We start from the raw sequence: 20,768 nt of genomic DNA on the forward strand, positions 1-20,768 counted from the left end.
AGACCCTCAGCGATACTGCACCCACTCGGCTGTCCGCAGTGGCACGCTGAGCACCGTGCATCTCAGCCCTGTCCGGGCTGAAGACTTACACCATGCGCTGGGACGTGACCAGCCAGCGCTGACCAGTTCCGTTCGTCGTCTCGAAGAGGTCTGCGGCGCACCGCTTTTCGAGCGGTCGGGACGTGGCATCAAGTTCACAGCCGCTGGGCACGTGATGCTGAAATGGGCGCGACGCACGCGCCTTGACGTGGACGAGGCTCGGCGCGAAATTGAGGACATCGGCAGCGGCCTGTCCGGGACCGTGCGCATCGGCATCATTCCTACAGCGGCGCAATTCCTCTTGCCGCGCGCCGTTCGCCAGCTAATCGCCGAAGCGCCCGAGATCAAGCTCCAGACCATTGTCGGCTTGAGCGACCTGCTTCATCCCAAGTTGCGTACGGGCGAGCTTGACATGACGATCGAAACCGAAAGCGAACCTGAGTCAGGAATCACGTCACAAATTCTTTCGGAGGATCCCATCGTCGTTGCGGCCAGCGCGTCGCACGAGATTTTCCTGGGTTCTCCCGTGCTGAAGGACTTGTGTGCCTATCGCTGGGTGCTGCAACCGCCCGGCGCTCCGACCCGCGATTGGCTGGATCAGACCTTCGAGCGCCGGAATTTGCCGCGCCCAGATGTTCAGATCGAAAGCTCGATGCTTCTGATGCTGCCGACGCTAATCGCCGAAACCGGCCTGCTGAGCTTCATTTCGCGACACCACCTGCGGGCCGGCCAGCTTGGCGCAGGTTTGAAGGAAGTCAACGTCAAGGGCACCACGATGCGGCGTCGCATGGTTGTGACCTACAGAGACCGCAGCTACCTATCTCCGGCGAGCCATCGCCTGATCGCGCTGCTCGCCACGGCTGCGAAGGGAACGTCCACACTGTAGACGCTACCCGGCAAGGCACACAGATGCCGGGCAAGGAGCAAGCCCATGAGGGCGTGATCGCATCTTCCGTGCAGACTAATACGCCCCCAAGATCCGCAACCGCAACCGCAACCGCAACAACGACTTCAGAAATTTGCTCATCGCCGAGTCGGAAGACCACGTGCACCAGGGCTGCGACGTGCAGGCCTGCGGCCTGTATCACGGCCCGGACCACTGGGCCCGCGTCTCCCAGCACGCCCTGGCGGTTTTTCCCTCGGTATCGGTCCGCTGATGCCGTACATCTTCGGCCTGGTGCACGACAGCCGGCGGCTGGACAAGGGAACCGACCCGGAACACGGCCCGCGCGCGGCTGCGTTCTACAACGTCGACGTCGCGCAGCCGTTGCTGTGGACCTGAGCGTGGCAGCGGAGCAGCGGCGCACAACACGGAGCGGTCGACGCCGGCGACTTCGCCTACGACCTCTACTACGCCCGCAGCGCTGTCGAGGCGATCCGGTACCAGCGAAGGCTCGTGGCCACAGCGGAGGCCTTGGCGTTCCAGGCGGCAGACAAGATGTGCTCATGCGCGCCTCGAAGCCACCAGCGTGAGTAAGAGAAGGGGCGTCCCGGAACGCCCGTTTTGATTTCTCGTGGGTTAGCAGTGGCCGGGGTCGTCCGTGGATTCCGCCGGATGTAGGCGGGCGCCGATTGCACCGGGTGCTGCGGGACAAGATGATTTTCCCGCCATCAAGGCAGCCGGCCAAAACCTGGCACCCGCAGGGCCATGTCGTCGACGTCGATGCCGAAGCCCAGCCCCAGCAGATTCAGTTCCAGGCCCTCGTCCTGTGCCACCGTCACGCCTGCCAAGCCCAACAACGACAATTGCCAGCCGGTGCCGCTAGGTGCGTGGTCGATAAAGGTGGTCGGTCCGAGGTAGTCCTTGCCGATGGCGGTGGGCGGCAGGTCCAGGCGCAGGTCGGGCACTTGGCGGGCCACCCAGGCCACGAAAGTGTTGCTGTTGGGGCCGGGCCAGAGACGGTAGGACGCGCGCCAGGGATAGGCCGCCACTGCAGATTCGATCTGGTCGATTAGGGCTTCTGCGTGGGCCCCTCGGTGGTCGGCGAGCAACTGCGGGTAGGCGCCGAACCATTGCATGTCTGGGGCGTCGACTTCGCTGGTGACCAAGGCATCGCCGCCGCGGCGGGCCCGCCAGCCGACTATGTGGTAAGTGGTGTAGCGCGCCGAGCCTGCGCGCTTGACCGCGATCCAGGGATGGATGCCGAAGGCGCCCCGCCAGCGCACGATGCGAGCGCCATAGACCTGCACCACCGCACCGCGTTCGGCCGCAGGACTGGGTGCCTGCCTGGTGCTCTCACGACTCGTCATGTGCCAGGGGGTGTCCAAGTCCAGGTTGCCGAAGGCCAGCACACCGATCGGACCGAGCATCAACAGGGCGAGAAGCCCAAGGAACATCAGCGGCCAGCGCGACCAACGCGGCAAGCGCCTCCGGACCGGAGGCGAAGAAGAGGCTTTGGCCATCGTGCAAGTATGCGCGGGGAGCTACCAGGCCAGGACAAATCGCGATGCCGTCTGCGAACGAATTGGTGATTGGCGCATATTCGAGCGCGGCTCTCGCGCACTGGGTTCCCCGCTCACCTTGGCATAGTCCGGGGCCTTCCGAAGGCGCGGGATCTTGCCTCCTAAGCCCTGCCGACCGGATGCTGTGGATCGATCAGGCGGTATGAGAGAAGGCGATCGAGCGAATGTGGACCGATCGCCCATCTGTTAAACCTCGCTTGCCGCGCTTCGACGCGTGCTCGACGAGAGAGCTTCTATTTGGGAGATTTCATGGCGCGGCGCGGCGGTGCCTTTTCGCTTTCCCCGAGGGGTACCTTTAGTTCGCGCAACGCGGCCGTCGTCGAAGCATGGCTCTCTCGGAGCTGTGTGATCTCGCGTTCTGACTGCACCTGAAGGCGCTGAAGCTGGGAGGCCAGGTCGGTTGCCCGCTGTTCTACACCAGCGGAGCGTTCGCGCAGAGTCGCCAACTCCACCTGAGCCGCTTGGTGCTGGAGCGACCAGGCCGCTGCTGCGTCGCTGTGTGCGGTCTTCTCGTGCTGCAGCGCCAGCTGCGCAGCGCCCAGAGCGGAGCGAGCAGTCTCGGCATCAGCAGCGTGGGCCTTTTGCATCTTCGCGAGTTCGGCGCTGGCTTGGCGCGTGGCCATGCGCTCGCGATCGACCTCCGAGAGGAGGCGACGTTCCTGGGCGAGATGTCGCTCCTCGGTTTCTTCTGCGGCGCGCTGCTTGGCGCCGAGTTCCATCGCTGCCTTCTCGCGCAGGGCCTCCTTGCTGGCAACAGCCTCGTCCAGCGCCCTGCGCAAGCGTCGAACTTCCGCCTCGGAGTCGCCGAGCAAGCGAGCGGATTCTTGCTGCTGAGCGTGCATCTGGGTCTCCATGGCCGCGACCGCTTGGCGCGAAGAGACCAGGGCCTCGTCAAGCGCGACGCGGGCGTGTTCAAACGAGGCCTCGCGTTGCTGGAGGTCAGCTTCCTTCTGGGCCAGGGCGTTGCGCTGGAGGTCAAGCTCCCGTCGGGCCGCCTCGGTCTTCTGGACCTGCACTTGATCGGCATCGCGACGGGCCACATCCCAGAACTGTTGTGCGGCCTGGACGATGGGCAGTGGGAGCTGCTGCGCCTCGTTGACCAGGCTGCCGGCGCGGCCCTCCAGGCGCTTGCCTAGCGTCGCGAACCAGCGCTCCAGCATCGGGCTCACGGTGTTGGGTGAGCCGCTGCCGATCCTCTGGCGCACGCGCTCGATCGTCGGGCGCAGGCCGTCCTGCAGCAGTGCGTCGGCGGCTTCCCAGACCTGAGCCTCCTGGATCCCGCGGCCACCGCGAATTGGGTGAATGTTGTCGCTCGAACTTTTCAGATCCATGCCCTCTTATCCTGCCGATTACTTGCGATAATAAATGATTATCGAAAATGATATACATTTTACGTAGCATATCATACATAATACGTATGAATCAGAACATCAACGCGGTGCGCGACAAACGTTCCTCAAAGGTCGTTGGCCATCGGAAGCTCCTTGAGGTCGCCCATGAATCCTGCTGAAAAAGTCCCGTCGTCCAGGGCCTTGTTGCCTTTGAAAGGCGACCACGCGCTGCTCGATCCCGGCCAGCTCTCCGGCATGGCCGAGGATGCCGCGCACGACCTGATGGCCGAGGGCGAGTCGGACAACACGCGCCTCGCGTACCGCGCCGCCATGCGCTACTGGGCGGCGTGGTTCGGCGCGCGCTATGGGCGCCCGATGGCGCTGCCGGTGCCGGTGCCCGTCGTGGTCCAGTTCATCGTCGACCACGCGCAGCGCTCGACCAAGGCAGGCCTCGAGCACCAGCTGCCACCCACGATCGACGAAGCCCTGGTCGAGGCCGGTTTCAAGGGCAAGCTTGGGGCGCCGGCGTTGAACACCCTGATGCACCGGGTTTCCGTGCTCTCGATGGCGCACCACCTTTCGAAACAGCCCAATCCGTGCGTGGATGCCGCGGTGAAGGCGCTGCTGAGCAAGACAAGAAAAGCCTACGCGAAGCGCAATGCCCTGCCCCACAAGCAGCGCGCGCTGACCAGGGAGCCCATGGAGGCGGTGCTCGAGACCTGCGACGACTCGCTCAAGGGCAAGCGCGACCGTGCCCTGCTGCTCTACGCCTGGGCCTCGGGTGGGCGGCGGCGTTCGGAGGTGTCAGAGGCGGTTTATGAAAACCTGCGGCGGGTCGAGGGGGGAAACTTCATGTACACGCTGGCCAGTTCCAAGACGAACCACAACGGGAAGCTGCGGCCCGAGGACGTGAAGCCCGTGGTCGGGTCGGCGGCCGAAGCGCTCGAGGCCTGGCTCAAGGCGAGCGGCATCTCCTCGGGGCCCCTCTTCCGGCGGATCCTCAAGAACGGGAAGCTCGGCACCGACGGGCTCTCGGGAACAGCGGTTCGGGACATCGTGAAGGCGCGGTGCGCCCTCGCCGGCGTGGGAGAGGATTTCTCAGCGCACTCGCTACGGTCAGGGTTTGTGACGGAAGCCGGGCGGCAGAACATGCCGCTGCAGGAAACGATGGCCATGACGGGGCACCGCAGTGTGGACACCGTGGCCGGGTACTTCCGGGCGGGCGCGGCTCAGGTGAGCGCGGTGGCCAGGATGATGGATACAGGCAAGCGTCGACCGGACGAGGATTGATTTTCGCGATTGCTGAAAATAGCACCGAAAGTAGTACTCTCCACGGAATGCTGCATTGCAGCAACTCGGAGGAACGATGCGGGCCCAAGATGATGCTTTCTGGCGGCCTGAAGCCGGGAGCGTGCAACGTCTTCCTTCGCCTCAGGCGTGGACATGTGGGACGCCACGAACCGTTTGGATCTTGTTGGCAGGGACAGCACGAGAGGAACATGCTCGAGTCATCCGGCGCCATTGCCCAGTGGGTGCGCCCGTCGAGCTTCGTAGAGAAGCGACCCACCCGCGTCACGCCGAGGTCATTCCGTATGGCCCTGGGGCGCAATCTATCTCACGATTGTGGGGTATGGAACTGGTGGGTTGTCAGGGCGAGGCAAGACGCGCAAGGGGTTTTCAACCATCCGGGAAGTCGCATGAATTTGCCAGCCAAGAACGTCGACCTCGCGCCGCGGCTTGCCGATGCCGGCGCGGCGAATGCGCCCATGTACCAGTCGATCCAGGCCTGCGCGCGGTGGCGGCGTTGCTGGTGCTGTTCTTCACCTGGGCGCCAACCTGGCGAAGGACAAGTACTTCGGCGAGGCGGCCGAGCCGCTGCAGCGCCTGTTCGTCTTCGGCGGTGCGGCCGGCGTCGCTTTTTTCTTCGTGCTGAGCGGTTTCATCATCGTGCTGATCCACGGCCGCGAAATCGGGCATCCGGCTCAGCTGTGGCCTTATCTGCGCAAGCGGCTGGCGCGGATCTACCCGACCTATCTGCTGACGATGGTCACCGCGCCGAAAAGCCCGTAGCCCCTGCCTGAGAAAGCCACTGCGGTAGTTCCGCACGGCGGGGTCTGTGAGGGGGGAGGATCGATAGCGCTGTACCGTCGTCCTCCTCTACTCTGAGCCGAGAATGCCCGGACTTGCCGGCGAAAGCAAACGCTGCGGCACGAGCCGCCAAACCCGAGGACTCACGCCATGCCTGCTTCGGTTCCCGCGCCCATCGCACCCGTCGCTGCACCGTCAGCGGCGGACGCTAAGGTGCCGGCCTTCGACGCTTTCATCAGCTTGGCGATGCCCTTGCACCAGATTATCGATGGCTCGGTGCTCGCCATCGAGACCTCAACCACTGGACGCTTCATCGTCGTCGCGGCGAGCGCCGACAAGACGCCGTTCACGATTGGCACGCCCAGCGATACGCAACTGCTGCTCTTCGAAGCCACGCCCGAGGGCCCGGCGCTGCGCCACCGCGGGCCCTGGGGGGAACACCGCTTCGACGCCACGGGCGGCCGCCTACTGATCGCCACCGCGGCCGGAGAGTTGCGCCTGGTCGACACCGTCGCCGGCAACGTCGCATGGACGCGCCGCGTTTCGCCTGTTACGCCGCCGCCGACAGCAGCAATTTCTGGCTGGCGCTTGCCTCTGGCATTTGCCGACGACGGCAGCGTGGTGGCCGTCGCCACCGACGCCGGCATCACGCTGCTGGCCGGCAGCGACGGCCGCGTGCTACGCGAGGACAAGCTGCCATTCGCTGCGCCAATGGCGCTGAGCGCAGATGGCCGTCTGCTGGCGCGGATGTCACAGGGCGAGCGCATCGAGGTCGTGCGCACCGAGGGCAATGATGCGGCTGCGGTCGCGAATTGGCCGTTGGCAGAGGTCGGAACGCTGCGTGCGCTGTCGTTCTCACCCGGCGCGAAGGTGCTGGCGGCCGTCGGAGGCACGAGTTTCAGCACCTTCATGTCCGGCGGCCACTTTGCCGAGGAGCGTGTGATCGCCTGGGATCTGGCGACTGGCCATCGCGTAGCGCGGGCGCCAACGAGTGCGAGCGAACTCGACGACTATCAGGCCCGCATCGGCCCGCGCGGTGACGAGGTACAGGCGCTGGCCGGATTGGTATGGAATCCTTTAAGGCGTGAGTTCGCCGGCACGCTGTTCCCCAGCTTGCTGGCGTATTACACGGTGCCGTCGTCGATGGTGCGCGGCACGCTCGCGGCGTGGCGGATCGACGACAAAGGTATCGAGCAAACCTACCGCGCCAGCAACGCCGAGTCACTGACCGCTCGCACATTCGCACCCGGTGGCGGTGCGCTGCTGGTAAGCACCGAAGACGGCCATCGCGCGTGATCGACACCATGGGCGCAGGCTTGGTTGATGCGAGTTGCCGCGCCGTGCCGGGAGCGATGACCGCGAGCGAGGCAAGAGAGGTGCTCGGAACGCTGCGGCGCGAGATCGGGTGTCGCTGAAGCGCGACGTGCCGGTGGGAGAGCATCCATTTTGGGGGTGTGCGGTGCAGCAAATGTTCAGGGGTAGGACGTCTTGCCCAGGCAGTTCGCCGACGCCCGCCCCTGACCGGATCTTTGCTGCACCGCACACCCCCAACTTCTGGATGCTCTCCATCCTAGGGCGCAGCCACGAGTGGGTGCGACGAGCTGCGGTTGCTGAATGTGCATTCGCCGGTCGCCGATGGTCGATGTGGCCGCGGCGATTGGGGTCATTTCATTGCACTGTCGCTGCATGCCCGCTTCCTGAATCACCTTGCGCTCAAGTCACTTTCCATTCGGGAGGCGCCTGCGTGAGAGTTTCCTCATCAATCTTGACTATCCGCTTTCCTAGAAATGGGCTAGATTCTCGCAAGTCCACTTTAGCTGGATTTCATCGTGCCCATTGTGAGTTCACCCATCCCGGCTTATCAGGGTTCGGTTTTCATTAGCTATGCGCGCGCTGATGACGAGCAGCCGCCGTTCGATAAGACAACCTTAGGGTGGGTGACGTTCTTTTGCGCGAATTTGCAGTTCGAGTTATCGAACGCGGGTGTGCACCAAGCCGAACTCTGGTTAGATCGCTACAAGATTGAGCCGACGGAGCAATTTACTTCAAAGATTGCCGACGCGCTTTCCAAGGCGGCGCTATTTGTACCAATACTTTCGCCAAATTGGGTTCAGCGCCCGTGGTGTCGCCAGGAAATTGCGAGTTTCGTAGAACTGCACAAGGATGAGGACGACAAGATCGTGCTGGTCAAGAAGCGCGAAGCCCCGGAAGGCGACATCCCTCCACCGTTGCTTAACCGTGAGGGCTATAAGTTTTTCGTAACGGAGCCTACGGGAATTGTGCGCGAGTTCTACTGGCGAGGACTCAAGGACGAAGCTGCCTATTTCCACGAAGTCAAGCGCATTGCTGAGTGGATCGCACAACGATTCATAGTGCGCAGCAGCGACAGCGACAGCGGCAACGCGAGGATCAGCGCGGCCACCGGCACGAGCGGCACCGTCTATCTTGCCGCTCCGACCGAACAGATGCGCGATGCATGGTGGCGTCTAGCGAACGACCTGACGTCGGCCGGCTACGAAGTTCTACCAACCGACGGCAAACTGCCGAAAGAGGCGGCGGAGGCTTCGCGAACGGTTCGAGCCGCATTAGGCCGCTGTCAATTGATCGTTCACTTGATTGGGGAAGGCGAGGGGGACGCGCTGGCCGGCAGTTCGGAGACGCTGGCCAGGATGCAGCTTCGATTGGGACGCGAACACAATTCGAGTTCCAAACCGGTGCCCACCGTGCTGTGGGCGCCCAAATGGCTGCCCGACGACGCAGTTCAGAAGCGTGATCCCTTCGAGGTCCTAGCTCGCTTCGGCCCGATTTGCCCGGGCGAAGAGGTCTACGGTGAGGAAGTGACTAATCTGTCGCAATGGATGCGAAGCCGACTTCAGCCAAGTGGCGCGCTTTCGGCTGTGCCGCATAGTCGCGTCGACTTGTCTGTGATCGCTGCCTCGCCCGAGGACAATGGCGGTGTCAACCAGTTGGCTAACCGTCTGCAAGCAGCCGACGTTCGGGTGCGCCCGGTCTATGCAGGTGCCGAACCAGCGGAAGTTTTGCGTGAGCAAATCGCGCTACTGGTGTGGGGTGCGGCGGATGGCGACGGCGTTGGCAAGATCGTCGCTGACCTGTGGGCTGCCGGAAGGCGTGCGTTTGTACTGCGCCTGCCCGGCGGAGATCTACCGGCCAAGAATTCCTTCTTTATTGAGGGCGTGATTGTCGAAGATTTGTCCGCCTTGCCAGGCGATCGCCGCTCGGCCCGGCTACTGCTCGAGCAGCTAGGGATCGCGCATGCTCCCGATGGGGCGCCGCGGTGAGCGAGTCCGACGCTGTTGTGCAAGCAGCCCCCTTCGTCGGGCTGCGGCCCTTCGACGCGCAGGACGAGCGCTGGTTTTTCGGTCGTGAGCGCGAAATTGAGACTTTGACGAGGAAGCTTCGACAAAGCAGTTTTACGGCTGTGGTAGGACCGTCGGGGTCCGGCAAGTCGTCGATCGTGCGCGCCGGCGCCGTACCGAAATTGCGAGCGGAGGGGTGGGTTGAAATTATCGCCAAGCCTGGATTCGCTCCGTTCGACCGTTTGGCACGCGCATTGGCTGCAGCCCGAGTTGCAACCGGCGATCCGGCCGCCCCTCTAGCCGAGGCGTTGCGGTTTAGGTATGCCTCGATGATGCGTGCGTCGGCGTATGGACTCGCGAAAATAGCTGAAGATCTGCGGCCCGATGCGACGCATATCCTGCTGATCATTGACCAGTTCGAGGAACTATTCCGCTATGGCGATGAAGCGGTGGATGGGGCTCGGGCAGCGATGCGCGAAGAGGGCCGCGCATTTGTGGAATTGCTGCTAACAGAGGCGGCAAACCAGAAGACTCGCATCCACTGCTGCGTGACGATGCGATCAGATTTCTTCGGCAATTGCTCCGCTTATGCAGGTTTGGCCGAAGTCGTCAGCGAAGCTCAGTTCCTAGTGCCATTTCCGACACGAGACCAGCTTGAGCGAGCGATACGTCAGCCGGTGCAGTTGGCGGGAGCGAAAATTGAAGAGGCTGTTGTGCAGCGGTTGCTCGTCGATGTCGAAGAGGAGACCGATCAGTTGCCACTCCTACAGCACACGTTGAGAAGGCTGTGGGAACGTAGCTCTGGGAATCCGCGCGAAATACGCGAGGACGACTACATCAAGGTGGGTCGAATTGCCGGATCAATAGAGAACAAGGCCGAGAGCTTGCTTGCACATCTCTGTGCGAAGAACGCCGCCGACGGGCTGTCGGTGCAACTGGCGATGAAGGTGCTGACGGATCTGGACGCCCGTGATCGCGCGACGCGGCGTCCGCAGCGGCGCAGCGAGTTGCTCGCGGTTATCACTGGCGCACCTGGCGCGGACGCACTGCTTGCGAATTCGTCGTTAAACCGAGTTCTCGACGCATTCGGAGCCGAGGACGTGAGCTTCCTCCAATTGGGAGCGGGCGATGATCCTGAAGTAGATCTCGGGCACGAAGCGCTGATACGCGGCTGGACGAAACTCGCTGGGCCCAAGCGGGATTTCACTTCCGGATGGCTCTTCGAGGATCGTGAGGATGGCGAGCGCTGGCGCGGGTATGTGCGCGACGCGCGCGAAGGCGTGCGCCTATCCGTGGCCGAGCAGCATCGCTTGAAGCGCTGGCGCAAGACTCATTCACTAAGCGACGCTTGGAGCCGCCGCTATGGGGGCGGATGGGATGAAGTCGCACTGCTGCTTCGAAGTAGTCGCAGCAAGAGCGTCGCAACGAGCTTCGCGATATCGCTCGGAGTGTGTGCCGCGCTGCTCATCATCGGTCATCCCATCTACAGAACCATGGAGGAGGCAGCCCTGCGCAGCCAACGGCTCACGTCACTCACGCTCGCTGTGCAGGCACGTGACAAGGCCGAAGCTGGGGATGCTCGCACTGGCGCATTGCTTGCGAGGAAGGCGCTGCCTTTCGCAGATCCGGACGATCCGCACTACACAGCGACCGCCGAAACAGCGCTGTTCGATGCGCTCGCTCGGCCGCTGGAATTCATTCGGCTGGTAGGGCATCAGGGAGCCGTGAACAGCGTCGCATTCTCTCCGGATGGAACACGCGTTGTTTCTGCTTCCGACGACAGGACGCTCCGGTTATGGAATGCCGCCACGGGGGGACCTATCGGAGAGCCGCTCAGTGCGGATCGGGAAGGTATTACATGCGCTGCATTCTCTCCGGATGGGACGCGCATCGTGTCGGCTTCGTACGGAGGAAGTCTGCGGCTATGGGACGCTGTCGAGGGGCGGCTTGTTGAGGAGTTGCCCAGCGGTCATGAGGGAACTGTGAACAGCGTTGCATTCTCTCCGGATGGAACGCGCATCGTTTCGGCTTCGAACGACAGGACGCTACGGCTTTGGGATGCCGCCACGGGGCGGCCTGTCGGGGCACCCCTCACAGGACACGAAGCATCTGTGAAGAGCGCCGCATTTTCTCCGGATGGGAAAGCAATCATCTCTGTGTCATCTGATGGAACCGCGCGCCTTTGGGAATACTCAGCGGTCCCGCGTGTAATCCGCACGATGTATTTGACCGACGCGCAGGTCGGCAAGTCACGTCAGGACGTAGACTTGGACGAGTCGTTCGCCCTGGCCAATCGCCCCAGGAAGCAAGTTGCGGTCGACCTACAGCTGGAGGTAGGGCCCATCAGCGCGGCCTTTTCACCTGACAGTAAGACGATCGTGTTCGGTTTCTCCGATAACTCGGTGAGGCTAGTGGACACATCTGGCCTGGCGATCGGCGATCCGATGCAAGGGCACAAAGGTCGGGTGCGCGCGGTGGCTTTCGCACCCGACGGGCAGCGCATTTTTTCGGGCTCGTCGGACAACACCGTGCGTGTCTGGGATTTCTCAACTCGGGCGCCGATCGGCGTGGCACTGACAGCTCATAAAGGAGAACTCACTGCCGTTGTGCTTTCTCCCGACGGTACGCGCCTCGCGTCGGCCTCCGAGGACGGTACCGTGCGCCTTTGGGCTCTCGGCGGTGTCAAACCCCGCGGCCTCCCGTTGACTGCGCGCCAGCAGGGCGTCTTCATCGGTTCCTGGTCGCCGGACGGCCAGCGCATCGTATCGGCGGGTTCAGACGGGACTCTGCGCGTGTGGGATGCGGCGACCTTGGCGCCGATTGGCGAGCCATTTCGCGGGCATACCGGAGCCGCGTATTTCGCGGCGTTTTCCCCTGATGGGAAGCGCATCGTCTCGGCTTCCGAGGATCGGACTGTAAGGCTGTGGGATGCGAGCAACGGGCATTTGATCGGGAAACCCCTCGAACATGCCGGGGGCGTCGTCTATGCGTCTTTCTCCCCCGACGGCAGATTCCTCATCTCGGCGTCTAGCGACAAGACACTCAGGATATGGGATGCGACCACCCGCCGGCCGATTGGCAAACCGCTAGAGGGCCACGAAGGAGAGGTCAAGACCGCCGAGTTTTCGCCTGACGGCACAAAAATCGTGTCTTCTTCCTACGATAAGACAGTGCGCTTGTGGGACGCCCGCACCGGAGCGGCGATCGGCAAGCCGTTCGAGGGTCATACTGATCAAGTAATTGGCGCGTTTTTTTTGCCTGACGGCAAACGCGTCATATCCGCTGCAGAAGACAAGACGCTTCGCCTTTGGGACGTCGCGACCGGAAAACAGATCGGGCGACCCTGGCGCGGGCATACAAACTCCGTTTGGTTTGCTGCGGTTTCGCGGGACGGTCGACGGGTCATTTCTGCTTCGAGCGATTCAACGTTGCGAATTTGGGACGTGGCGACGGGACAGCAGATCGGCGAACCGCTCGTCGGCCACACAAGTGCAGTGAGGGGCGTGTCACTCTCTCCGGATGGGACAGTCATGATTTCAGCCTCGTTCGATGACACACTCAGGCGCTGGGATGCGCCGTCGGCCGATCGGCGTCGTGCCTTGAGCGAAGCCGATAAGCTGTGTCCCTTTTCGGTTGATGAGGCCACGGCGCTTGGACTCGTCGATCCACGTTTCCCGGCTTTGGCCAACGAGCGCCCTGCTGAACGGACTGGCTGCTTGCTTGGGACAACAGTTGTCGAAACCAATCGCACAGCGCGAAGGGTCAGACCCGGCACGGTTCGATGACTGCGTCATCGTCATTGCCGATCTATTGCAGCAGCGCGGCACGGGAGCGAGATTTCGGCCGGTGGATGTTCAGGGCGGCAATCGCTTCTATGAGGGCTGGAATGTCAAGGCCTTCAAGGCGGCCGATTGGGGGTGATCTCGGTTTTCGTGCATTTTGTGGCGCTTTGGTCCCAGGGCACCGCCGACAGGCGCAGAATTTCGGCCCGGCGCTGCTGGCCATACCGGCGCTTGGCAAGAACCGCCAGAGGGCCACGTGTCCAAATTCCACTTGCGTTTCGTCGGCGCCGATCACCTGCCCCGGACACTCTCCGAGTTCGACGTTGCGCGGTTCTTTCACCTTGCTCCGGTTGACGCCCAGGCCATCAGCGAGCGATTTCGGGCAGACCGGCGACTCGGCGTCCGTAGAAGAAAGTAAATCCGGTACCGGCCACGCGCACCGATTGCCTCTGGCGGCTGCTCTCATAGTCACAGATTTACCGTCACAGGAAAGAAAGTAAATGAGGTACTTCGCAACCGTGCGAAGTAAATTCGATACTTCGCGAATCCAATGCGTCGAGGACTGCGTAAGGTGTTGAATCATGAGGAGTTTCGCGCCGCCCTTCTCGACGCCCTGAACGCACCATGCCCACGAGGTTCATCCCCAAACTGGGCAGGCGGGTCCGACTGTTCAATCGGTCGACACTCGATCAGGTGGCTTCGCCTGGAAGCCCATCCGGCGCTGCTACGCCCCTGCAAACGCCCTGTTCGCTTGCGTTCTGCTCCCAAGTCTCGGCTCGTTGATTCTGGGTCCAGCGCGACGATGGCGAACAGTTGCGACTCGTCGATGATGGTCAGGATGAACTCGCCCCCAACAAAAGGTGCGCGCGACTTGGACGATTCCGGAACAGCGGTGTCACATTTACGTTCCAAAGTGGCCAACCCTTGCTGGATGCGGCTTCGCGGCGCACAAGGCTCTTCAGACCACGTGCAGTCACACTTTTACCGTCACGTTTGGAGGGGTTGTCGTACTTTTCGTGCAGATCGGTGCGCTTTTGTTTGCAAGCCCGGCATCCATGCGGGCATGCAGGTTTCGTTGGATGGCGCCGGTGATAGACGCGCCCCGCCTTGCCAGAGACCGAGCCGGTACATTGGCTGCCCCGCGTTCTGGAGCCGGCCATGTCTTCGTTTGCCCTGCGTTTCGTCGGCCAGGAGGCCCTCCCGTCCCGGCTGAGCGAGTTTGACCGTGAGCAGCTCTTCGAGCTCGGGTCGGCAGACGTTGAAGCGATCACGCAGCAGTTTCGAGTCGGCCATCGCCTGCCCGCTGCCTTGATGGTGCTGTTCATGCGCGCTACCGGTAGACCGCTCGACGGCTTCAACGTCTTGCCGCGCAACCTGCTGCGGCGCACGGCCGAGCTGTTGGGAATCTCCTCGCCATCCATTGCAACTCTGCGCTCCATCTACGGACGCAGCCAGACACTTTTCAAGCACCAGCTTTGGGCCAAGAGATACCTCGGTCTTCGAGATCTTGAGCAAGGTGATGAGATCCAACTGACCGATGCGCTTCGCATTCACGCCCAGGAGGCTACTCACCCCGACGATCTGGTACGGTCGGCCTGCCAGTGGCTGTACACCCGCCGGATCGTGATTCCCGGGCCGCGCCGCCTCAAGGACTGGGCCCGCGACGCGTTAGCCACCATCGAGGCGAGCGTCCTCGCCCATGTCAGCGCCGCTGTTCCGGTCGCGAGGGCGCGCGAACTGAGCGCCCTCGCCTACTGCATTCGGCCCGAGACGGATTCCACCCACCTGGAGTGGCTGAAGACGCCCCCGCGGCGACATGGACCGGCAAGCCTGGCCGAAACTCTGGAGAAGGTGCGCTTTCTCAAGGCGCTCGGAGCCGACACCTGGGACCTGAGCAGCGTGACGCTGGCCAAGCAGCAGGCGTACGCCAGGCAGGTGCAGTCGCGGCGCCCGGCAAAGACGCGCGAGATCAACCCATCGCGGCAGATGATCGAGTTGGTGTGCTTTCTGCGGATCACGCTTCTTGAACTCACCGATGTGGCGCTGCTTCAATCGAGCCGACGCAGCCAGCAACTGTTTCGCGAAGCTGCCAATCGCGCCCAGGCAAGCCGCGCACGCGCCACGACAGGTCTGCTCAGGCAAGCGGCGCAGGCCAGCGCCATCCTTCACGATGAGGCCAGGACCTGGCAGGACCGCGTCCTGCAGGCTCGGCAGTTGCTCGCCGAGTTCAGCGGCGTGACCACCGGTAGCTTCGTTTCGCAAGTTCGCAAGGCTCTGGCAGGACGTCCAGCGGGTACATGCCTGCCTGACATCGCTCAAGGATCTGGCATTCGGCGGCCGCAAGGGCGACCGTGGTTTCCAGCAGTGGAAGGCGTGGAGTGCGTTGCAGGAACGCAGTGCTGCCGAAATTCCCGAAGGCGTGCAGCTTCCGGAAGTGGGTGCCGCTTGGCACGGTCTCGTCCACGATCTGGACCCCCGCTCGAGCCTTCGGGCTTTGGAAGCCTGCACGCTGATGTCGCTGCGAAAGAGCCTTCGTCGCGGCAGCGTCTGGATCGATCACTCACTGAGCCATCGCGAGCGCGACCAGATGCTGATTCCTCCAGCCCATTGGGAATCGCAACGTGAGCAGCACGTCGACCTCCTGGGGATGCCCAAGTCACCCCGGGAGTTCCTGGAGCCGTTATTGGCCAACCTGGTCGCGGGCAGTGCAGCGGTTTGCGATGCGCTGGACCGGGGCAAGGTCGAGATCAGCGCCGACGGCATGCTGCGCCTGCCCGCCATCGACGCCCTCCCCGAGAAGAGTGAACCGGTGCGCACGCGCGAGACCGTCTACAAGCTCATCGGCAACGTCCAGTTCCCCGATCTGCTGATGCAAGTGGACGCGGCGACCAACTTCAGCGATGCCTTGCTCGGGCACCGGGCGCAGACTGCGGATGAGCTCGTTGGGTTGTATGGCGCTTTGCTGGCGCACGGCACCGACATCGACGCCAAAGGGGTCGCCTCGATGATCCCGGGTCTGGAGCCAAGCCAGATCTCCGTGGCGATGCGAGCCCTGGAAGGCAGCGGCCGGCTGCGGCGCGCCAACGAACGTGTCGCGCAGTTCCAGCGCCAGATCCCGATTGCTGCCTTTTGGGGTGATGGTGACAAGGCGTCGGCCGACATGATGTCGCTGGACGCGTCACGCCACCTCTGGAACGCCCGGGTCGATCCGCGCCGGCGCACCTACGCCGCCGGCCTTTACACACACGTGCGTGACCGATGGGGCATCGTCTATGACCAGCCCATCGTGCTCAACGAACGCCAGGCTGGTGTCGCTATCGAGGGTGTCGAGACAAACAACCGCGGCGAGGACCTCTTGCGGCTATCGCTGGTGGCGGTAGATACCCATGGGTACACGAATCCGGCGATGGCCATCGCCAAGCTGCTGGGCTTTGACCTGTGTCCGCGCCTGCGTGACTTGGCGGAGCGAAAGCTGCACCTGCCGCGCGTCTTCAGGGTCCCGGAAGGCCTCGAAGCAGTCACCGTGAGGAGCGTCTCGCTCAGCGCCATCGAGCGCGGCTGGGACGAGCTCCTTCGTTTGGCGGCGTCCATTCGATCCGGGCGCGTGTCAGCCACTCTGGCCCTGCAGCGCTTCGGATCGGCTGCGCAAGGTGACCCCCTGCATCGAGCAGCTGAACATCTGGGACGACTGCTGCGCACCGTGTTCCTGTGCGACTACATCGCCATCGAGGACTTCCGGCGCGAGATCCACACGCTACTGAACCGGGGCGAATCGGTGCATCAGCTCCAGCGTGCGGTGTACAGCGGCAAGGTTGCGCCGGAGCGCGGCCGGCGGCGCGACGAAATGCTGGCGATCTCCGGCTCGCACGCACTGCTGACGAACATCGTGCTGGCGTGGAACACGAGCCGGATGCACGAGGTTGTCGAAAGGCTGAAACGCGAGGGAACCCGCATCGAGGATGAGTGGTTGCGCCGCATCGGACCGGCACATTTTTCGCACATCAACTTTCGCGGCACGATGAAGTTCAACGTCGAGAGGTACGCCGACACGCTTGTTCAGCGGCGACCCGATACAAGGAACGCGGCTTCGTCGCGCTGATAGCGTCTGGCGCGAACAGGCACAAGTGCCCTCCCCTCTCGACAGACCAAACGCACCTTTCTGCACGTTAAACACGACGCCGCGCGAAAACGCGCGCTTCGCAAGTTGTTGTTTGAAAAGGACTTTTTGGAGCAAAGCGCACCGATTTGCACGAAAAGTACGACAACCCCGGCGTGCGGCGAGCGAGAGCGGCGAAGCGCCGGCTGCCCTAGTCAATCTCACCGCAAGCTCCGAGCTGATGGTTCGGGGCGGCCAAGTGCGCACCGACCTCGGGTTCGTTGCCGAGCACCGGCTCACACAGGCTGGGCCCGCGCTATGCGCATTGACTCGTCTTCTCGGGGGGGTCCAACGACGCAAGTCCATCCTTCGGCGCATTCCTTCGATGCCAGGCGTTCGAACGGCACGCAGGATTCGCGCATCGTTGATCTCGAAGTCCTCGGGCATGCCGAGACTCCTCGCGAACAGATCATTGCTCATCGGCGCTAACGAAGCTCAGCTGATGGACCTCGCTGTTGTGGGGGTAGTCACTCCAGATTACTTCCTGTAGCCTTCGGCTTCCCTCGGGTACGGTATCAAGGAGTGGTGCATGAAGGGTTTGCAAGTTATTGCTTCGCCTTTGGGCGACGCCCCTCGAACAAACCAGTACACGAGGGTAACTACTCGCAGTACCACTGTGGGCAACCTGAATGGCCGTGAGTCGCTTCTCTATGACATGGAAATTGTCGGAAATGAGGTTTTACTCGACGGGTCATCACTGGAATACGCGCGAATAAATAATCGACAAGACGTTGCCAGCCTCACCATCATCGCGGAGGCGGTCCGCATCACCGACGAGGTTTCTCTCCCTCAAACTTCAGTGACGATTTACGCCAGGCGCCTGATTTTCTCCGGCTCGGGACGGATAAGCACCTCCCCGGCTTCTCTCGAAGGCTTGCCCGAACCAAAAGAGGACGGGTCAGCAGGCGATGGAATGCCAGGGCTGTCAGGTGGAAATATCGCGTTGAATGTTGGCGGTGTAGAAACCTCGGCGCCGACAAAGGTAATCGTGTTGACTGGAGCCAAGGGTCAGGCAGCAGGGCAAGGACAACCCCCTATTGCAGGGGTCTCGTTACCAAGCTTGCCGACAGAGGAACTGCTCCCGCAATTCCCTGGACGGTGGCACGTGATTACCAACAATCCGAACTACGGCAATTGCACCCCAGTACCAGAAATTCCAGACGCCAATTATCCAAATGCGATTATCTGCTGGCAATGCGCGCAATTAGGCGGGCCCACTGCCTCTCTAGGTACAGATCGTCAGCCTGGCGATGGTGACGGCGTTCCCGGAAAGAAAGGGGGCACGCCGGGCAAAGGTGGCGCCGGCGGTCATCTCGCCTCCACCGTTCCATTGGACGCCGCAGTCTACGACCAAAGAGGTGGTGAAGCTGGCCAGCCATACATTGATGACACGACTCCCGGAGCGGCAGGGCTGCCAAACCCTTCCTACACGGTCCGTTGCTATTTCGGGCCGGGCAGCAAAATGCTCATCCGGCACGACACAAAGCCGGGTCTACCAGCGGTCTCTCCAACCGCAGAAGGACTTGCTGGAGTAGATGGAGATCTTGCCATTGTGGGCGGCCTCCTTGAGTGGCTTCGGCCCCAGAACGCCGAAGTCACACTGCAGTATGCCGATGATCTATTCGTATCCAGACGGATCACCCAAGCCAAGGTAATTTACGGCGAGTACGTTGATCTGCTGGCTGCGGCATCTCAGTCACGAACCGGAATCGAACAATCTGAGCTCTTACGGCTCCTGGGCTGGGCCCGACGTCGACACGCACAAATTCTTTTGGGCATGGATTTTTACGGAAATCCCGCGGGATGGGTCCCGATTCTTAGCCTTGAAATTGCTCAAGGTGTTTACGAATCGGAACTGCACAGATCTGCCAACTACTTTTATTTGAGCTTTTGGCTTGGGAAGAAACTTGACGATGGGGAGGCTATGGCGAGAACGCTTCAAGCTCTCTACGACCATCTGGGTGGGGAAGTTCGGCGAGACCAATCCGAGTTGAATTCGATACTCGCAACGGAAATTCCAAAATACATTGCAGATATAGCGAATCTACGCAACGAGCAGAAACTTTTGGCGTCGAAGTTTCGCCTGCGCGAGCAGCAATTAAAACAAATTGCAGAGAACGATGCATCCAAGGCGGCCGAAGCGCGTGCAACTGCGGGCGCATTGAGAATATGTGGTGTTCTGGTATCGCTGATTCCCGTTCAACCTGCAGGCGCGATCATCGGATCTGTGATCATTGGGATGGCCGATCACGACGACCTTTGGACAATAGTCGAGCACGCCTTCGAAGCATATTTGCTAAGCAGCGCCTATGAGAAAGCTTTCAGTAGCCTTGTCAAAAATGTAAACGGACTTGACTGGTCATCGGCAAACGCTCTTTGGACTAGTGTCGACGCAATCCCACCTGGCGAGACTCTCTCCCGGGGAGTCTTGATTGCGGGCGATGCGGGAAAGGTATACGCACGGGGGAACGAATTGATGCAGGCAAAGGCGCAGTCATCGTTTACTGCAGAGATGGCCGACGATTTCTTGAAGAAATATGCAGACCTTGATCCTGAATACACTCAACTCGTCAAAGACGCAAAAGCGTTGCTTCAAAAGATACAAGAGGCCTTCACACGTCTTCAAGACGTACAGAACAAGGCGAGTGCAACTTCGCTATCCTTGGCAAAAAATACTCAATCTCTAAAGGATATTGCTGCTTCCGTGCAGCAAGCCGCACTCCAGGACAGGACGGCCGTTGCTGCGGAAATTTGGCGCACACGAAAGCGAGCTGAAAGCCTCCTTCAGTATTATTCATATATTCTTGCCCGAGCTTATGAATATCGTCTGGTGGAAGCCTTTCCCCATTCAATTACGCCGCGGTTAGATGTTCAAATTCTTCAAGACGCTGCGAACCAGAATCAAGAAACGCTAACGGAGGGGCAGGCTGGTGCACTCATGGCGCCTTATACTCAGATCCTGACATCAGTAGCCAGGGGCATTTATGATATTTATGTGAGCAGCCGGCGGCCAATCGAGCAAGTCATGGATCGGGCTTTTTCTTTCGAAACTGACGAGCTGCAGCAAATGAGCGCCGGCAAGCCGATTACTATCAACATTGCCAACCGAAACGAATTCAGGGGTCTTTCCACCCAAAATTCCAGAATTTCCCGGATCATGCTTCAGACCGTCAAGGTAGTTGGATCGCGACCAAACAGCATCGATTTAATAGTTCGGCATGGGGGAGCATCTGTCATTACACTCGATCACCGCAACTACTTTTTCTCTCATATCGGCTTGGACGGCGATGCGCGGTTTACCTGGCGAACCACCTGGGATTTTCATCTGGACATTCCGCATGTCGCGACCCCGTCCCCCGGGGCGCTTTCGCTTTTTGCGTCACTCCTTTTGAAAAATAGCTCCGACCTCACAATCTTTTCGAGTCCAGGTCTCGACGCGACATTGGTAGTTTCGATCGATCAGGGAACCTTGCTCGAGATTAGCGAAATGTCGATGCTAGTGACATACACTTTTGAGCAGATCTAGAAAGCCGGAGTGACTTCACACAAGCCGATTGCCATCCGCATCCGGTTGCAACGCCGTGAAGAGGTA

General features: G+C 61.5%; 10 protein-coding genes and 1 pseudogene. 9 read left to right on the top strand and 2 right to left on the bottom strand.

Annotated features, from left to right (window positions below; translation table 11 throughout):
- Positions 1–55: 55 nt before the first annotated feature.
- Both QTI24_RS30585 and QTI24_RS30590 read left to right on the top strand, forming a co-directional pair.
- A complete protein-coding gene (locus tag QTI24_RS30585) occupies positions 56–925 on the top strand; it encodes a LysR substrate-binding domain-containing protein (protein ID WP_286605651.1) in 870 nt (289 codons plus the stop codon).
- A 270-nt stretch (positions 926–1,195) separates the two neighbouring features.
- Positions 1,196–1,321 carry a hypothetical protein gene (locus tag QTI24_RS30590; protein WP_286605629.1) on the top strand — a complete coding sequence of 42 codons (126 nt, stop codon included), beginning with the start codon at positions 1,196–1,198 and terminating at the stop codon, positions 1,319–1,321.
- A 329-nt stretch (positions 1,322–1,650) separates the two neighbouring features.
- On the opposite strand, the gene QTI24_RS30595 is transcribed toward QTI24_RS30590, so the two are convergent.
- Both QTI24_RS30595 and QTI24_RS30600 read right to left on the bottom strand, forming a co-directional pair.
- Positions 1,651–2,376, bottom strand: coding sequence for a DUF3750 domain-containing protein (locus QTI24_RS30595; RefSeq protein WP_286605630.1), 726 nt, complete (start codon positions 2,374–2,376; stop codon positions 1,651–1,653).
- Positions 2,377–2,735: 359 nt separating this feature from the next.
- A complete protein-coding gene (locus tag QTI24_RS30600; RefSeq protein ID WP_286605631.1) occupies positions 2,736–3,833 on the bottom strand; it encodes a DNA-binding protein in 1,098 nt (365 codons plus the stop codon).
- A 165-nt stretch (positions 3,834–3,998) separates the two neighbouring features.
- Here QTI24_RS30600 and QTI24_RS30605 point away from each other — a divergent pair, with 165 nt between their 5' ends.
- The 7 genes and pseudogenes from QTI24_RS30605 to QTI24_RS30635 all read left to right on the top strand — a co-directional run bounded on the left by QTI24_RS30605 (position 3,999) and on the right by QTI24_RS30635 (position 20,702).
- Positions 3,999–5,123, top strand: a complete 1,125-nt coding sequence (locus tag QTI24_RS30605; RefSeq protein ID WP_503011336.1) for a site-specific integrase — start codon at positions 3,999–4,001, stop codon at positions 5,121–5,123.
- A 468-nt stretch (positions 5,124–5,591) separates the two neighbouring features.
- Complete coding sequence (locus QTI24_RS30610; protein ID WP_286605633.1) at positions 5,592–5,903, top strand: acyltransferase family protein; 312 nt, start codon at positions 5,592–5,594, stop codon at positions 5,901–5,903.
- 168 nt (positions 5,904–6,071) lie between these two features.
- Complete coding sequence (locus QTI24_RS30615; protein WP_286605635.1) at positions 6,072–7,217, top strand: WD40 repeat domain-containing protein; 1,146 nt, start codon at positions 6,072–6,074, stop codon at positions 7,215–7,217.
- 533 nt (positions 7,218–7,750) lie between these two features.
- Entirely contained in the window at positions 7,751–9,220 is a 1,470-nt protein-coding gene (locus tag QTI24_RS30620; protein ID WP_286605636.1) for a toll/interleukin-1 receptor domain-containing protein, read from the top strand.
- On the top strand, positions 9,217–13,023 hold the full coding sequence (locus tag QTI24_RS30625) for a WD40 repeat domain-containing protein (RefSeq protein ID WP_286605638.1): 3,807 nt from the start codon (positions 9,217–9,219) through the stop codon (positions 13,021–13,023). The genes QTI24_RS30620 and QTI24_RS30625 overlap by 4 nt, the downstream gene beginning before the upstream one ends.
- 1,155 nt (positions 13,024–14,178) lie before the next feature.
- Positions 14,179–17,119: pseudogene (locus QTI24_RS30630) on the top strand (Tn3 family transposase).
- A 586-nt stretch (positions 17,120–17,705) separates the two neighbouring features.
- Positions 17,706–20,702, top strand: coding sequence for a hypothetical protein (locus tag QTI24_RS30635; RefSeq protein ID WP_286605639.1), 2,997 nt, complete (start codon positions 17,706–17,708; stop codon positions 20,700–20,702).
- Positions 20,703–20,768: the final 66 nt, after the last annotated feature.

Source organism: Variovorax sp. J22P240 (assembly GCF_030316855.1).
Classification (GTDB): domain Bacteria; phylum Pseudomonadota; class Gammaproteobacteria; order Burkholderiales; family Burkholderiaceae_C; genus Variovorax.

Bases quoted from the DNA above. Each gene is read 5' to 3' on its own strand.
- QTI24_RS30590 (WP_286605629.1), top strand. From the start codon at position 1,196: ATGCCGTACATCTTCGGCCTGGTGCACGACAGCCGGCGGCTGGACAAG.
- QTI24_RS30595 (WP_286605630.1), bottom strand. From the start codon at position 2,376: ATGTTCCTTGGGCTTCTCGCCCTGTTGATGCTCGGTCCGATCGGTGTG.
- QTI24_RS30600 (WP_286605631.1), bottom strand. From the start codon at position 3,833: ATGGATCTGAAAAGTTCGAGCGACAACATTCACCCAATTCGCGGTGGC.
- QTI24_RS30605 (WP_503011336.1), top strand. From the start codon at position 3,999: ATGAATCCTGCTGAAAAAGTCCCGTCGTCCAGGGCCTTGTTGCCTTTG.
- QTI24_RS30610 (WP_286605633.1), top strand. From the start codon at position 5,592: ATGCGCCCATGTACCAGTCGATCCAGGCCTGCGCGCGGTGGCGGCGTT.
- QTI24_RS30615 (WP_286605635.1), top strand. From the start codon at position 6,072: ATGCCTGCTTCGGTTCCCGCGCCCATCGCACCCGTCGCTGCACCGTCA.
- QTI24_RS30635 (WP_286605639.1), top strand. From the start codon at position 17,706: ATGAAGGGTTTGCAAGTTATTGCTTCGCCTTTGGGCGACGCCCCTCGA.